The organism is Jutongia hominis (assembly GCF_014384965.1).
GTDB classification, from domain to species: domain Bacteria; phylum Bacillota; class Clostridia; order Lachnospirales; family Lachnospiraceae; genus Butyribacter; species Butyribacter hominis.
In genome coordinates this window covers 43471-58833 of record NZ_JACRSW010000016.1, presented here as the reverse complement: position 1 = coordinate 58833, position 15363 = coordinate 43471, and the positions used below count along the sequence as shown (strand labels likewise).

Sequence of the window (15363 nt, the reverse complement as noted above, 5' to 3'; positions counted from 1 at the left end):
CATAAATGGATGTCAATACTGACGGTCAGACGATTCTTTGTGCTTTGCTTTTATCTTTGGCGATCTGTGCTTTCAGATCATCTAATGTTGCAAATTTCATCTCCGGTCTTATAAATTCATAAAACTCCACCTGAATTTCTTTTCCATAGATATCTTTCTCAAAATCCAGAATGCAGGTTTCTATTCCTGTAGCAAATGAACCAACAGTCGGTTTATTTCCCACATTTGTAACACCTGCATATACCTTTTTGCCACAATGCACTTTCGTTGCATATACTCCAAACGGCGGAAGTTTTTTTCCTTTTGGTGCAAGCAGATTTGCAGTCGGAAAACCGATCGTTCTCCCAAGTGCTTCTCCATGGCACACTGTACCCTGTACAAAGAAAGGACGTTCTAACAGTTCATTGACTTTTCTCATATTTCCCTGATCCATTAAAGCGCGTACTCTGGTACTGCTGATCACCTGACCATCGTCATATAGTTTTGGAACTGTGACCAACTCGTATCCATACTTTTTTTGGAAACGTTCTAACGTATGAATATCGCCGCCACGGTCTTTTCCAAAATGAAAATCCTTTCCGACACAGATATGCTTTGCATCCATTTTTTTGACCAGGATTTCTTCTACAAACTCTTCCGGCGACATATGTTTTGTTGTTTCATTAAAAGGAAATACGACTTCTCTTTGAATGCCAATCTCTTCTAATACACGATTCTTTTCTTCCTGTGTATACAGTTTAGGGATTTCTTTATTCATTGCAAAAGTAAAAACCGTTGGAATATACGATTTATTTTTCTGGATCTCCTGTAACAAAAAACGATGTCCTCTGTGTACACCATCAAATTTTCCTAAGGATACACTGCTGTTTTGCAATTGAAAATCTAATCCATTGATAATTTCCATTCTATCTGTTCCCTCCATGTCCTTTTACAAGACATCTTTAAAACATTTTCACAACATGATATTCTCTGCCTTTTTTCTGATAAATGGCACGAAACTGTCCATTTTCATCATAAATACGATATCGTTCCTGTACTTCTTTACGGGTAGCTTCTACTGTCTTTTGAAGTTCTTCGTTATCTTTTATAAAAGGTTTTAACTGTTTGTCATATAATTGATTGCCATTTGCAAGATAATGTGCCATACCGCTTTCTATCTGCATGGCAGGATATTGTAAAAACATCCGGTCGATCGGAATCATTTTTTTTGCAAGCTGATTCGAATCTTCTTTTGCAAGATGTTCAATCTCATCTAAGGTTATTGCATCTTCAATACAAAAGCGTTCCACGCGTGTGCGTATCAGGTTTTCCATCGCCGCACCTGTTCCTAACTTCATGCCAATATCATGGCACAGAGTGCGGATATATGTGCCTTTTGAGCAGGTTACTTCCATCGAAAAAATCTGTTCTTCTAAATTCACCTGTAAAATCTTTATCTTAGAAATCGTTACAGGTCTTGCTTTGCGTTCTACTTCTTTGCCTTCTCTTGCAAGCTCATATAGCTTTTTACCATTTACTTTTAATGCAGAATACATCGGTGGTGTCTGCATGATCTCACCTTCAAAAGAAGCAACAGCCTGATAAATCTCTTCAACTGTAATATTTTTAACGGTACGTTCCTCAAGAATCTTACCGGTTGTATCCTGTGTATCCGTAATCACACCCAGACGGCATACTGCCTGATAAGTTTTATCTTTATTGGTCAGAAGCTCGCATATTTTTGTTGCTTTCCCACAGCATACAGGCAGGACACCGGTTGCTGCCGGATCAAGTGTTCCGGTATGTCCGATCTTTTTTTGCCCTAATATACCGCGAAGCTTAGCAACCACATCATGCGAAGTATAGCCTGCTTCTTTATATACGTTTAAAATACCATCCATTGCATTGGTTCCTTCCTTTTATTTCATCTGAAACGCAAGCTGTTCTGTTAAATTATTGATCACATCATGAATAGATCCAAGCATTGTACAGCCTGCTGCTTTAACATGGCCTCCACCATTAAAATAAGATGCTACTTTTCCTACATCGACATAATCATTCGAGCGCATACTGACTTTGTAGCATTGTTCATCGGTTTCATGAAGCAGGATCGCTACTTCGATTCCTTTTGTAATACGAAGCTGGTCTACGATTCCTTCTATATCCTCTGTCTTTGCACCATAAAATTCCATCATTCTTCTTGTGATCGTCGCAACGATACACTTTCCGTCAAAAACACGCATACTCGCAAGCAGGGTACGCCCAAGAAGCTGTGCCTGCGTATAGGTTCTTTCATAAAAACATTTGTCAATGTAATCCCAGAATGGAATTCCTTTCTCCATCAAAGTACCGGCAATCTCCATTGTCTTTTTTGATGTATTGGAATAACGGAACACACCGGAATCAAAAATAATTCCTATGTATAAAGCCTCCGCAATCGCAAAGTCTATATCTTCATCTGCCATCAGACCATACAATACTTCGCACGCAGAGCTTGCATCCGGCTCAATAAAGTTCTGTCCGGCATAACTTCTGTTACTGATATGATGATCGACACACATTGTCATTTTCGCACGAAAGAAATTCTTTTGTGCTTCTCCTAAACGATCCGGCGAACTTGTATCCAATGCCAGAAAAAGATCATATTGTTTGTCTGTTATGGTATGCGAAATAATCGCATTATCTTTGTCCATAAAAGCAAATGTTTCAGGTGTATTTTCAAGATAAACTTCTATATTCTTTTCCGGGTAAATGTTATGCAGATAGTGATATGCCGCTATACATGCACCCACACAGTCACCATCCGGTCGGATATGTCCTGCGATCAGAATATCATTTGCCTCTTCGGATAAAATTCTTAATTCATTCATATCTAAGCACTCCTCCTATTGATACAAAGGACGGAAGATCTTTTGATCCTATATCCTTTCTTTCCTCAAAAACAGCGTAATGAAACCTTTTCATTACGCCGTTGCAATTTCATCAGAGGCACGGTATCAAAAGCCCCTTTTCATACCCTAATCCTCTTTTTCTTTCATTTCCTGTGCTGCAAGATCATCAATACGTTTCGACATCGTAACACCATATTCGATCGAATCATCAATCACAAATGTTAATTCCGGCGTATTTCTTAAATTTAATGTTCTCGCTAACTGTGTACGGATATGAGAAGCTGCACTCTTTAAACCTTCCTGTGTATCCTTTTTTTCCTGATCGCTGCCTAATACACTGACAAAAACCTTAGCATATTTCAGGTCAGGAGTCACTTCTACAGATACTACGGAAGTCATAGGATGAATTCTTGGATCTTTCACTTCAAAAGAAATGATCTTACTTAATTCTCTTTGCACTTCTCCTACCATTCTGGAATATTTTATACTGTTTTTCTTCATAAGAAATCTCCATTCCGCTGCCATTTGACAGCACAATTTCTATACCGGTACAGCATTTACGATACAGAGTCAAAAACACTGTACTAGCGAGGAACCTCAACCATAATATAAGCTTCGATCTGATCCTCTACCTTAATGTCATTAAAGTTTTCAAACACAAGACCACATTCATATCCTGCAGCCACTTCTTTCACATCGTCCTTGAAACGCTTCAGGGAAGCTAAGTTTCCTTCAAAGATCTGCTCGCCTTCACGTGAAATACGAACTTTACATCCACGCTGGAACTTACCGTCAAGTACATAAGATCCTGCGATCATACCAACGCCGGAAGCCTTGAATGTCTGACGTACTTCTGCATGGCCGATCACTTTCTCTTCATATTCAGGATCTAACATACCCTTCATAGCTGCTTCAATATCTTCAATCGCATTGTAAATAACACGATACAGACGGACATCAACTTTTTCACGTTCTGCTGTTTCTTTTGCTGTGTTATCAGGACGAACGTTAAAGCCAATGATGATCGCATTCGAAGCACTTGCTAACGATACGTCGGATTCATTGATTGCACCAACTCCGGCATGAATGATACGAACAGCAACTTCTTCATTGCTTAACTTCATCAGACTCTGTTTTACTGCTTCTACCGATCCCTGTACATCAGCTTTTACAATCAGGTTCAATTCTTTGATATTTCCTGCCTGAATCTGAGAGAACAGACCATCTAATGTAAGTTTAGACTTTGTATCATCAAGAAGCTTTTCTCTGCCTGTGCTGATATAAGTCTCGGCAATATTTCTAGCCTCTTTATCAGAATCGGTTGCCATAAAGATTTCACCGGCATCCGGTACGTCATGAAGTCCTAAGATTTCTACAGGAGTAGAAGGAAGTGCTTCTTTGACACGCTGTCCATTCGAATTCATCATTGCACGAATCTTACCATAAGCTGCACCTACTGCAATGTTATCTCCAACATGAAGAGTACCTTTCTGAACCAGTACGGTTGCAACCGGTCCGCGTCCTTTATCAAGCTGTGCTTCGATCACAACACCTCTTGCTTTACGGTTAGGGTTCGCTTTTAACTCGCTGACTTCTGCTGTCAGAATGATCATTTCGAGCAACTGGTCGATACCTTCTTTTGTATGAGCTGATACCGGTACGAATACCGTATCTCCGCCCCAGTCTTCTGCTACAAGACCATATTCTACTAATTCCTGTTTTACTCTTTCTACGTTAGCACTTGGCTTATCGATCTTATTTACGGCTACGATGATTTCTACGCCTGCTGCTTTTGCATGGTTGATTGCTTCAATTGTCTGCGGCATAACACCATCATCTGCTGCAACGACAAGAATCGCAATATCCGTTGACTGTGCACCACGCATACGCATAGAAGTAAATGCTTCATGTCCCGGTGTATCAAGGAATGTGATCTTTTCTCCATTGATCTCTGTCACATAAGCACCGATATGCTGTGTGATTCCACCGGCTTCTTTATCTGTTACATGGGCTTCACGAATGGCATCCAGTAAGGATGTCTTACCATGATCGACATGACCCATAACACAGACAACAGGAGGACGTTTTTCCATTAAGTCTTCGCTTTCTTCATCTTCCTTTAAGAGTTCTGCGATCACATCGACCTTTTCTTCCATCTCAGCGATACAGTTATACTCTAATGCGATCTCTTCACCTTCTTCATATGTGATCTCGTGATTCAAAGTAACGACTTCGCCACGAAGGAACAGGTTCTTGATCACGGTTGATGCAGGTACTTTAATGATATCTGCAAGCTCTTTGATCGTCATTTTCTCAGGAAGAATGATATTACGGATTCCATCATCCGGCTCCTTTGGCTTTTCAACCGGTTCCGGCTTGATAAATGCACCTTTGCGGTTCGGATCCTTCTTCTTGCGGTTCTTGCTCTGGTTGAACATATCATCATCATAATTGTTATAATTTCTGTCCTTACCATGTCTTTGCTTCGCACTTCTCGAGTCTTTGTTTGCACGCTGCTGACGTGACTGTTTTACTTCCGGTGTGATCACATCCATTGCCGGTGCCATTCTTCTGGAATCGTTACCGCCTCTGCGGTTTCCATTCTTGTTATCACGGTTGTAACCACCCTGACGGTTTCCGTTATTATCACGGTTGTAGCCGCCCTGACGGTTCCCGTTATTATCACGGTTGTAGCCGCCCTGACGGTTCCCGTTGTTGTCACGGTTGTAACCGCCCTGACGGTTTCCGTTGTTATCTCGGTTGTAGCCACCCTGACGGTTTCCATTGCGGTTATCACGGTTGTAACTGCCCTGACGGTTTCCGTTACGGTTATCGCGGTTATTCTGACGGTTATCTCCTTGATTACGAGTATTGTTATTTTGGCGGTTATTATTCGTCTCACGGGATGAATTTTTAGAACGATCCTGTTCTTTATCCGGTGATGCCTTCTTTTCTTCTCTCTTTACAGATGGATCTGCTTTCTTGTTTTCTTCTCTCTTCTCTTCTTTAACTGTGGCTTTTGTCTCTTTTCTTTCCTCGCTTTTTGTCTCAGCCTTTAAAGCTTCTTTCTCCTCTTTTGCCACAGGAGTCTCTTTGACTGCTTTTTCTTTCTTTTCTTCTTTGGCAGCAGGTGCTTCTTTTGCAGCTTTTGGAGCAGTTTCTTTTGTCTTTGTTGCTGTACTTACAGCCTTTTCTTTCTTTGCTGCCTGAGCCGGTTTGTTTTGATAATATTTTAATAAAAATCCAATCGCATCATCTTCAATGCTTGACTGTGTGCTTTTAACTTCAAAACCGTTCTTCTGGAGCAATGCTACTAAATCTTTGCTTTTTAAATCAGGAAGTTTTTCCTGTAAACTTCTTGCAATATCATATATCCTCATTTTTGCCATATGTTTCTATAACCTCCTAGTTCATTTTCTTCAAAACTGCCTGTGCAAGGCCTTTATCAATTACTGCCAGTGATGCACGGAATTCTTTTCCGATGGCATGCCCTAATGCATCTTTATCCGCATATTCACGCATTTCCACCTTATAATAGCTACACATATTTCCGAACTTCTTTCTGGTATTATTAGAGACATCCTGTGCAATAATGACTAGGTACGCTTCCTTAGACTTTACCGCATTTTCTGTCATAAATTCTCCGCTTACTACTTTTCCTGCTTTTGCCGCAAGACCGATCATACGAAGAACACTATCCGTTTTCATTGTCACTCATCTCCTTTGCCAGTTCCTGATAAACCGTTTCCGGAATCGTGGTCTTTAACGAGCGTTCTAACGATTTTTTCTTCTGTGCAAGTTTCAAACAGTCTATCGAATTACATATATATGCACCTCTGCCGTTTTTCTTTCCTGTGAAATCAACTGCGATCTCATCTTCCGGTGTACGAATAATTCGGATCAGACTCTTTTTTTCTTTGCGTTCATTGCATCCTGTGCATTGACGCATCGGAATCTTTTTTACATGCACATTACCTTTATTTCCCATTATAAACACCTCCTATCCACTTTCCGGTACGACCTTGCCAGATTGTCATCTGCCAAAACAAACAGAACTTATTTTGCTAAATCCTACAGGGTTTCTTCACATTTGATATCTACTTTGTAACCTGTCAATTTTGCTGCAAGACGGGCATTTTGTCCTTCTTTACCAATAGCAAGAGATAACTGGTTCTCCGGCACGATAACACGTGCTGTCTTTTCTTCTTCATCTACCGTAACAGATGTTACTTCCGAAGGACTTAACGCATTTTCAATGAATACTTCCGGTGACTCGCTCCAGTTTACGATATCGATCTTTTCACCACGTAATTCTTCGACGATCGCATTGACACGCGCACCATTCATACCAACGCATGCACCAACCGCATCGACATCAGGAATCTGTGTAGTAACGGCAATCTTGGTACGTGATCCTGCTTCTCTTGCAATGCTCTTGATCTCTACGGTGCCATCCTGGATCTCTGTTACTTCTTCTTCAAAGAGTCTCTTAACAAATTCAGGATGTGTACGTGATACGGTAATACGAGGTCCCTTTGGTGTATCTTTAACTTCTACGACATATAACTTGATATGTTCTGTCGGACGGAAACGTTCTCCCGGAACCTGCTCGCTTTCCATCAGGATCGCATCGACTTTTCCAAGGTTAATACAGACGTTTCTTCCACTGTAACGCTGTACGATACCTGTGATCACTTCTCTTTCTTTCTCTAAATACTGTACATACAGCACCTTTCTTTCTTCTTCACGGATCTTTTGTACAACGACCTGTTTTGCTTTCTGTGCAGCGATTCGTCCAAAGTTCTTTGGTGTTACTTCAATATCAATCACATCACCGACTTTGATATTCTTATACTTTGCATCTGCTACCGAAAATGCCATCTGTGTTGTTTCATCTTCTAAAAGATCATCTTCCACGATCTCCATTTCTGCATAAACACCGATCGCACCTGTCTCACGGTCAAAAATCACTTTGATATTATCGGATTTTCCGTATTCATCTTTACAGGCAGCCAAAAGAGAACTTTCAATTGCCTGAATGATGATCTCCTTGCTGATCTGTTTTTCCTTTTCAAGTTCATCCAACGCTTCCAGTAATTCTGTACGGTCGTTTACTGTTGCTTTTTTTCTTGCAGCCATATTATCTGCCTCCCTTTTCTTAAAAATCTATTGTCAGTTTTACAGTTGAAATGTCAGAACATGCGATCTCATACTCTTTTGCAAAATCGGTTTCTAACGTTATCTTTTCCTTTGTGTATGCCTTTAATGTACCGGTGATCTCTTTTACGGATACTTCCTTGCCATTCCTGCCTGCAGGGATTTTTCGTGACTGGTAAAACTTCACATCAACGTCCTGACCAATGCTTCGTTTGAAATCTTTTTCTTTCTTTAACTGTCTGCCAAGACCCGGTGAACTTACTTCTAAAATATAAGCTTCCGGTATAAAATCATTTTCATCCATCAGATCACTCCAGGCTCTGTTGACTAATTCACAGTCATCTAAAGTAATACCGCCTTCTTTGTCTACATAGGCACGCAGATACCAGTTACCGGCTTCTTTTACGTACTCTACATCAACCAGTTCAAAATGATTTTCTTCCATAATCGGCTCTAACAGCTTTTCAGCACGAGCTTCATATTCTTCTCGTTTTGACAAATGCATAACCTCTTTTCTTTCTCGCATATTTTTCTCATTTCATGTCTGAACATTTCCTGTAAAACACAAAATGAAAGAGTGGACTTCGCAGTCCACTCTTACTCTAATTAACTATTTCTATATAAGAATACCACTTTCCAAGAGGAAATGCAAGTTTTTTCCTAAAAAAAACCAATTTGCTTTTTTATTAAAAGAAAATCATACATATAACGGTAGTCTTTTGTTTGAAATTTCGTACTCTGTTACAGTCCGAGAATTTCCTCTACTGTCTTTTGCATATCCGCTGTTTCACATACGGTATCATGCAATACAGGTGCTGTACGGATCTCTTCTACTGCTTTTGGAATTGTTGTGCCTGATGTCTTGCTTAACTCATCGATCAACGCAAAATCATCCATTCCTTCATATTTATTGTCAATCGCTGTCATAACACTTGTTGCAAACTTGTATGGGCTTGCGGTAGAAGCGATCACCGTTTTTGTCTGGTCACCTGTCTTTTCTTTGTAATCATGATATACAGCCGATGCAACTGCTGTATGGGTATCCATGACATAACCTGTCTTGTCATAAACTCTCTTGATCTCAGAAGCTGTCTTTTCTTCACTTGCCCAGCCACCGATAAAGTCTTTCATCTGCTCTTTCATTGCATCTGTGATACTGTATTTACCATCTTTAGCAAGTGCTGCCATCATATCAGCAGTTGCTTTTGCATCTTCGCCGGCAATCTTATAGATCAGACGTTCTAAGTTACTTGAGATCAGAATATCCATAGATGGTGATGTTGTTAAAATAAACTCACGGTTTTTATCGTAAACTCCGGTCTCAAAGAAATCATATAATACCTTGTTGTCATTTGACGCACAGATCAGCTTGCCAACCGGCACACCCATGTTCTTTGCATAAAATGCCGCTAAAATATTACCAAAGTTTCCTGTCGGTACTACAAAATTTACCTGTTCACCTTCTTTTACCACTCCCTGTGCAAGAAGTCTTGTATAAGAATATACATAGTAAACAACCTGTGGCACCAGACGTCCGATGTTGATCGAATTTGCAGATGAGAACTGATATCCCTTTGCATTCATGGCTTTTGCCAGTTCCTTATTATTAAACATTGCTTTTACACCGCTTTGTGCATCATCAAAGTTTCCGGTGATACCAACGACTTTTGTATTAGCACCTTTCTGTGTTACCATCTGTCTTTCCTGGATCGCACTAACACCATTCTTTGGATAGAACACGATAATGCTTGTACCTTCTACATCGGCAAATCCGGCTAAAGCAGCTTTTCCGGTATCTCCTGATGTAGCTGTCAGGATCACGATCTGGTTTGTAATATGGTTCTTCTTAGCAGAAGTCGTAAGAAGATGTGGAAGAATGGAAAGTGCCATATCTTTAAATGCGATCGTTGCACCATGGAAAAGTTCCAGATAATAGACTCCGTCTTTTTCTACCAAAGGTGCGATCTCTTTTGTATCAAATTTTGCATCATAAGCACGTTCGATACATTTTTCTAATTCTTCTTGTGTAAAGTCCGTAAAAAACTGCTTCATAACCTGATATGCGGTTTCCTGATAGTTCATCTTTGCAATTTCATCCAAAGAGACATCTAACTGCGGAATTGCATCCGGCACAAAAAGTCCGCCATCATCAGCAAGTCCTTTTAAGATTGCCTGTGAAGCTGTTACTTTCTTTCCTGTACTGCGTGTACTCTGATACATTACTTCCATGATTTCCTCCATTCCGTTGCAATGCAACCAATCAATATAATTACACTCTATCCTTTTTTACTGCCACGCAAAAACGCATAGTACAAAATCAGGATAGGAATTTTCAAACAAAAACACAACTAATTATATATGATTCCTTGTATAATGTAAAGGTCAATGAAGAAATATCATGCTATGATTCGGAAAAATCCAACACGTCTGTTTACTTATAGAATTCATGACAGCCATAGCGGAACAACTTAGTCAATGCAGTATCAAACCATGTGACATTCGAAGAATCGGCTGCTCTTCGCTCCATAAAGTATAATGCACCTTTTGATCCGTCCACCCCCTGTAATGCCTGGCTGACTGCTTTTTTCGTATCACCTGACACATGCACTTTATAATATCTTCCATCTGCGATCGGTGAAAACTGATAACGGCTTCCTTTGTGAGCAAAGACAACCCCCTTTATCGTATTAGGAAATTCTTTGTGCCGAACGCGGTTTAAGATCACATTGGCAACTAAAATCTTCCCTTTTCGGTTCTCTCCTCCGGCTTCTGCTTCTACAATCCTCTCTAAGATCTGTCTGTCCGTGGTGCTGCCTGCCATAACCTGACATGCTTTTGCTCTTTTTTGTTTCTTTTTCTTTGCCACGGCTTTTTTCTTTTGCTGCAATGCCTTTTTCTTTTTTTGCAATGCCTTTTTCTTTTGCTGTTCTTTTTTAGCTGCATCCTGTTCTTTTGCTTCTGTTGTTTTCTCAGCGGATGTCTCTGTTTGGTCACTGGTCTGATCATTGGATTGCTCTTTCGTCTGTCCGTTTGTCTGCTCAGTCTTTTCATCGGATGCATCTGTTTCCGGCTTTTCTTGTACAGATGTTGCACTATCTGTTTGAATACAATTAGTAATTTCAATATTCCATTGTTCCGGAATCAAAAGCGTGCTGACCGAATCATCCTTTTTGGAATCCTTCGTTGAAGAATCTGTTGTACTGCCTGCAGCGTTTTGATCCGTTGATGGATTATTTTTTGTATTGTCTGCATCCGTATTTACATTACCGGCCATTACGGTTTGCTGCTTTTGTGACTGATCAGTAGTATTCTCTGTGTTGTGATGACGTTTTAATTTTGATGCATCCAGCCTGCAAAAAGCTTCTGCAGATGCATTTTGATCTGTTGCAATATCATGGTTCTGCACCGATACATCCTCCTTTGTATCCTGCGTCTCAGGAAAAAGAGCCACTTTGTCATGATCGGTATAAACAGGATCCTTGATCAAAGTAATGCTGGCTTCTTTTGCCTGTATCGGCATATCCAATAGGTGACACGATAACGATAAGATCATACCTGTCACACCAGCCAAAGCAATTATACGTTTCTTATTTTTATTCATAGATCAATCATACCTTTCTTTCCCTGCTGTTTATGCTATCTGCTTTTATAACATTTTAAAGTCCATTATTTTTCTGATAGCATAACCAAATGTTACAAACATATTACAAATTATATGTGTATAGCTTGTATTTATTCATATTTTTCACTTTTTTGTAACATTTATACATTTTTATTGGAATAAGAAGATAATTTTCGTGGAAACTATGCCCTAAAAGAGATTGCTTGATCATCGGCTTGAAAAAGAACGGTTCTATCAGTTGTATTTCTAAAAAATTTACGATATGATACTAAATAGAATGAAACAAAGGAGAAACAAGGCATGGGAACGTTACCGGGTGTTTACGAAGCGAAAAAAAAAGATGGTTCGCTCTATTACAGAACTTCCATTACTTACCATTCCAAACATATCAGTATTGGCAGTTATAATAAGGAAGAAGCAGCGAATGCAGCTTACCGGGAAGCCAGAAAACTTCTTGACACTAACACTTTATATTCACCTGATGACTACCATCCTGACGATTTTCCGCATCTTTCTTATCAGAAATGGATCTGTCTGATCAATTTTAAGAATAACGGTTTCTATATTAAGACACCGATCTATCTGTACCAGAAATTCTTTTCCTATCATCTGAGTCCTTCGGATATTTTATTGTTTGATGCTGATGATCTTTTTTACTATTCAAAGCATTCGATCATGCGTCGAGGCAATCATCTGTTTGTTGCAGAATATGGGATGCAAACCAATATTCATTCCCGTTATGGGATCAAAAATTTTGCCAGAGAAGGCATTGACTATCAATTTGTCAATGGTGACCGGAAAGATTTCCGTTACAGCAATATAGAGATCTTCAACACTTATCATGGTGTAACACAGATCGACAAAACGCCACCTTTATACGTGGCAAAGATCCATCTGAACGGAGATTATCTGATCGGAAAATATGCCACTTCATCGGAAGCCGCAATCGCATATAACAAAGCAGCAGACTGCATGCGGCAAAAGGGATTTTATAAAACATTTACAAAGAACTATCTTGAAAGCCTTTCCACAGAAGAATATAAAACGATCTACAGACAGATCGTTATTTCAAAAAAGATTGTAGATTATGATATAAGAAACGAATAAAAATTTCCCGGTAGAATGCAATACAATCATAAATAATGCAATCATTAATGTTACGATTACAAATGATAAAATCATAAACGATACAATTATAAATATTACTATCATACAGAATATTTTTTATCATACGATAAAAGCATGCTGCAAAAAGAAGGATATATCCGTTTGGAATATATCCTTCTTTTTCATTTTATTGGTTAGAATTTATACACACTGTCTCTTCTTTGCTCTTTGTTTGCGGTAACCGATTAAAACAATCTTTTCTAATAAACGTTTTAAAATGATCTGAATCTCTTCATGACGTGCAATCTGCTTGACTAAAATAGAATGTACATTGGCACGATTTGCTCCCCAGATATCCGTAAATATCTGATCACCGATAAAAAGCGTCGTTTCCGGTGTCGTACCCATCTGTTCCATTCCCTGTACATATCCTCTTGCTGAGGGCTTGCCTGCTTTGTAGACATAGTCCGATTCCAAAGCTTCTGCCAAAGGTTTTACACGTTCATCCCGATTGTTTGAAATAATACAAGTCTTAAATCCCATCTCATTTAAAGTCTGAAAAAGTTCAATCGCAACTAATGTAACCGGCTGATTATGTTCTACTAATGTATTGTCTACATCGAATAATATCCCACGATATCCCTGATCATAATATTTCTGGTAATCAATCTGATACGCCGAGTCCACATCCTCATCCGGATATAAATTTTGAAACATATAGTATCTAATCCTTTCTTGCTTTGACTAATAGTTAAAGCAAGTATAACACATTATATCTGTTTTGTTAAGTTTATCATTTCAATCGCACCTAAAGCACAGTCATACCCTTTATTTCCGGCTTTTGTACCGGCTCTTTCTATCGCCTGTTCAATGTTGTCTGTTGTTACTACACCAAACATAACAGGAATGCCGGATTCCAGACTGACAGTGGCAATTCCTTTGGAAACTTCTGCACATACATAATCATAATGACTGGTTGCTCCACGGATCACGGCTCCTAAGCAGATCACGGCATCGTATTTTTGAGACATTGCAAGTTTCTTAGCTACAAGCGGAATCTCAAATGCACCCGGAACCCATGCAAGTGTAATATCCTCTTCTTGCACTCCATGACGCACCAGACCATCTTTTGCACCACTGATCAGCTTCGAAACAATAAACTCATTAAAACGTGCTCCGACAATTGCGATCTTTGCTCCATTTGCTACTACATTTCCTTCTAAAGTCTTCATAATAATATCCTCTCTTTCTTCTTTAAAATAGTTTATCAGCCATCTACAAAACCAACCCCTATGCTGTAACAAAGCTCCTTACAACAAAATATTGAAATGCATCACACCCTGATGGGTCAGGTTATGTTTATTTTATAATTTCAACAAATGTCCCATTTTGTCTTTTTTGGTTTTTAAATAAAAGAAATCATATTGTCCGGGTTCCATTTCAATCGGTACTCTCTCAACGATCTCAAGTTTTTTTCCGGTCAGTCCGTATACCTTTGCCGGATTGTTGGTCAAAAGGCGGAGTTGATGAATTCCAAGATCAACTAAGATCTGTGTGCCGATCGTATAATCTCTGGCATCCTCCGGAAAACCAAGTTCCAGATTGGCTTCCACGGTATCCCGTCCATGATCCTGTAATTCATAAGCACGGATCTTATTGATCAATCCGATCCCACGCCCCTCCTGTCTCATATATAAAAGGACACCTCTGCCTTCTTTTGCGATCCGTTTCATTGCCGCATCATATTGCTGGCCACAATCGCATCTTGCAGAACCAAGTGCATCTCCGGTCAGGCATTCTGAATGCACACGACATAACACCGGCTCTCCATCCGTAATATCTCCTTTGACTAATGCAACATGATGTTCTCCGTTTAATTTATTGACATATCCGTAAATCGTAAATTCTCCATAGCGGGTTGGCATTTTCGCTTTTGCAACACATTCTACGAAAACTTCATGTTCTTTCCGGTATGCGATCAGGTCAGCAATGCATCCGATCTTTAAGCCATGTTTCTTAGCAAATGCGATCAGGTCTTCTTTTCTTGCCATAGAACCGTCTTCTTTCATGATCTCACAGCATAATCCAACCGGCTTTAAGCCCGCCAGACGCATCAGATCGACGGTTGCCTCGGTATGACCGTTTCGTTCTAACACACCGTTCTTTTTAGCAAGCAACGGAAACATATGCCCCGGTGTTCTAAAGTCTCTTGCTGATATTCCGTCTTCTACAACCTTTCGTGCCGTAAGTGAACGCTCATATGCTGAAATACCCGTTGTAGTCTCCACATGATCGATCGATACCGTAAATGCAGTGCAATGGTTATCTGTATTGACATCACACATCTGTGGAAGATTTAGTTTCTTTGTGTATTCCTCTGCCATTGGCATACAGATCAGACCTTTTGCATAGGCTGCCATAAAATTCACATTTTCAGGAGTTGCATACTCGGCTGCACAGATTACATCTCCTTCGTTCTCTCTATCCTGATCGTCGAGCATCACAACAATCTTCCCTTTTTTAATATCCTGTAAAATCTCTTCTATTGTATGAAATGTATTGTCCATATTTTTCCTCTTTTCCTGTATCCAAATAAATTTGTAATGT

Annotated in this window: 15 protein-coding genes; 1 reads left to right on the top strand and 14 read right to left on the bottom strand. The window is 39.6% G+C overall.

Annotated features, from left to right (window positions below):
* Positions 1-25: 25 nt before the first annotated feature.
* The 11 genes from H8700_RS05115 to H8700_RS05065 form a co-directional block, all read right to left on the bottom strand.
* Entirely contained in the window at positions 26-904 is an 879-nt protein-coding gene (locus H8700_RS05115; protein WP_249303995.1) for a bifunctional riboflavin kinase/FAD synthetase, read from the bottom strand.
* A 37-nt stretch (positions 905-941) separates the two neighbouring features.
* Positions 942-1880, bottom strand: coding sequence for a tRNA pseudouridine(55) synthase TruB (truB, locus tag H8700_RS05110; RefSeq protein WP_249303993.1), 939 nt, complete (start codon positions 1878-1880; stop codon positions 942-944).
* Between the two features lie 18 nt (positions 1881-1898).
* Positions 1899-2849 (bottom strand): DHH family phosphoesterase, encoded by a 951-nt coding sequence (locus H8700_RS05105; protein WP_249303990.1) that lies wholly within the window; start codon positions 2847-2849, stop codon positions 1899-1901.
* Between the two features lie 147 nt (positions 2850-2996).
* Positions 2997-3371, bottom strand: a complete 375-nt coding sequence (gene rbfA / locus H8700_RS05100; RefSeq protein WP_249303989.1) for a 30S ribosome-binding factor RbfA — start codon at positions 3369-3371, stop codon at positions 2997-2999.
* An 83-nt stretch (positions 3372-3454) separates the two neighbouring features.
* On the bottom strand, positions 3455-6259 hold the full coding sequence (gene infB, locus H8700_RS05095; protein WP_249303987.1) for a translation initiation factor IF-2: 2805 nt from the start codon (positions 6257-6259) through the stop codon (positions 3455-3457).
* A 16-nt stretch (positions 6260-6275) separates the two neighbouring features.
* Positions 6276-6578, bottom strand: a complete 303-nt coding sequence (locus H8700_RS05090; protein ID WP_022141216.1) for a L7Ae/L30e/S12e/Gadd45 family ribosomal protein — start codon at positions 6576-6578, stop codon at positions 6276-6278.
* Positions 6565-6858: an RNase P modulator RnpM gene (gene rnpM, locus H8700_RS05085; RefSeq protein ID WP_022141217.1), complete on the bottom strand. Its 294-nt coding sequence runs from the start codon at positions 6856-6858 to the stop codon at positions 6565-6567. The genes H8700_RS05090 and rnpM overlap by 14 nt, the downstream gene beginning before the upstream one ends.
* Before the next feature lie 83 nt (positions 6859-6941).
* On the bottom strand, positions 6942-8009 hold the full coding sequence (gene nusA / locus H8700_RS05080) for a transcription termination factor NusA (RefSeq protein ID WP_022141218.1): 1068 nt from the start codon (positions 8007-8009) through the stop codon (positions 6942-6944).
* Between the two features lie 19 nt (positions 8010-8028).
* Positions 8029-8526: a ribosome maturation factor RimP gene (rimP, locus tag H8700_RS05075; RefSeq protein ID WP_022141219.1), complete on the bottom strand. Its 498-nt coding sequence runs from the start codon at positions 8524-8526 to the stop codon at positions 8029-8031.
* A 242-nt stretch (positions 8527-8768) separates the two neighbouring features.
* Positions 8769-10256, bottom strand: coding sequence for a threonine synthase (gene thrC, locus H8700_RS05070; protein ID WP_249303985.1), 1488 nt, complete (start codon positions 10254-10256; stop codon positions 8769-8771).
* Between the two features lie 202 nt (positions 10257-10458).
* Complete coding sequence (locus H8700_RS05065) at positions 10459-11628, bottom strand: cell wall hydrolase (protein ID WP_249303983.1); 1170 nt, start codon at positions 11626-11628, stop codon at positions 10459-10461.
* Between the two features lie 321 nt (positions 11629-11949).
* Between H8700_RS05065 and H8700_RS05060 the strand changes: the two genes are divergently transcribed.
* Entirely contained in the window at positions 11950-12756 is an 807-nt protein-coding gene (locus tag H8700_RS05060; protein WP_249303981.1) for a hypothetical protein, read from the top strand.
* A 201-nt stretch (positions 12757-12957) separates the two neighbouring features.
* Here H8700_RS05060 and H8700_RS05055 read toward each other — a convergent pair whose 3' ends face one another.
* The 3 genes from H8700_RS05055 to H8700_RS05045 form a co-directional block, all read right to left on the bottom strand.
* On the bottom strand, positions 12958-13473 hold the full coding sequence (locus tag H8700_RS05055) for a YqeG family HAD IIIA-type phosphatase (protein ID WP_022141222.1): 516 nt from the start codon (positions 13471-13473) through the stop codon (positions 12958-12960).
* Between the two features lie 53 nt (positions 13474-13526).
* The gene (gene ribH, locus H8700_RS05050) at positions 13527-13988 is read right to left on the bottom strand and encodes a 6,7-dimethyl-8-ribityllumazine synthase (protein ID WP_022141223.1); all 462 of its coding nucleotides are present in this window, start codon (positions 13986-13988) and stop codon (positions 13527-13529) included.
* 132 nt (positions 13989-14120) lie between these two features.
* A complete protein-coding gene (locus H8700_RS05045; RefSeq protein WP_022141224.1) occupies positions 14121-15323 on the bottom strand; it encodes a bifunctional 3,4-dihydroxy-2-butanone-4-phosphate synthase/GTP cyclohydrolase II in 1203 nt (400 codons plus the stop codon).
* Positions 15324-15363: the final 40 nt, after the last annotated feature.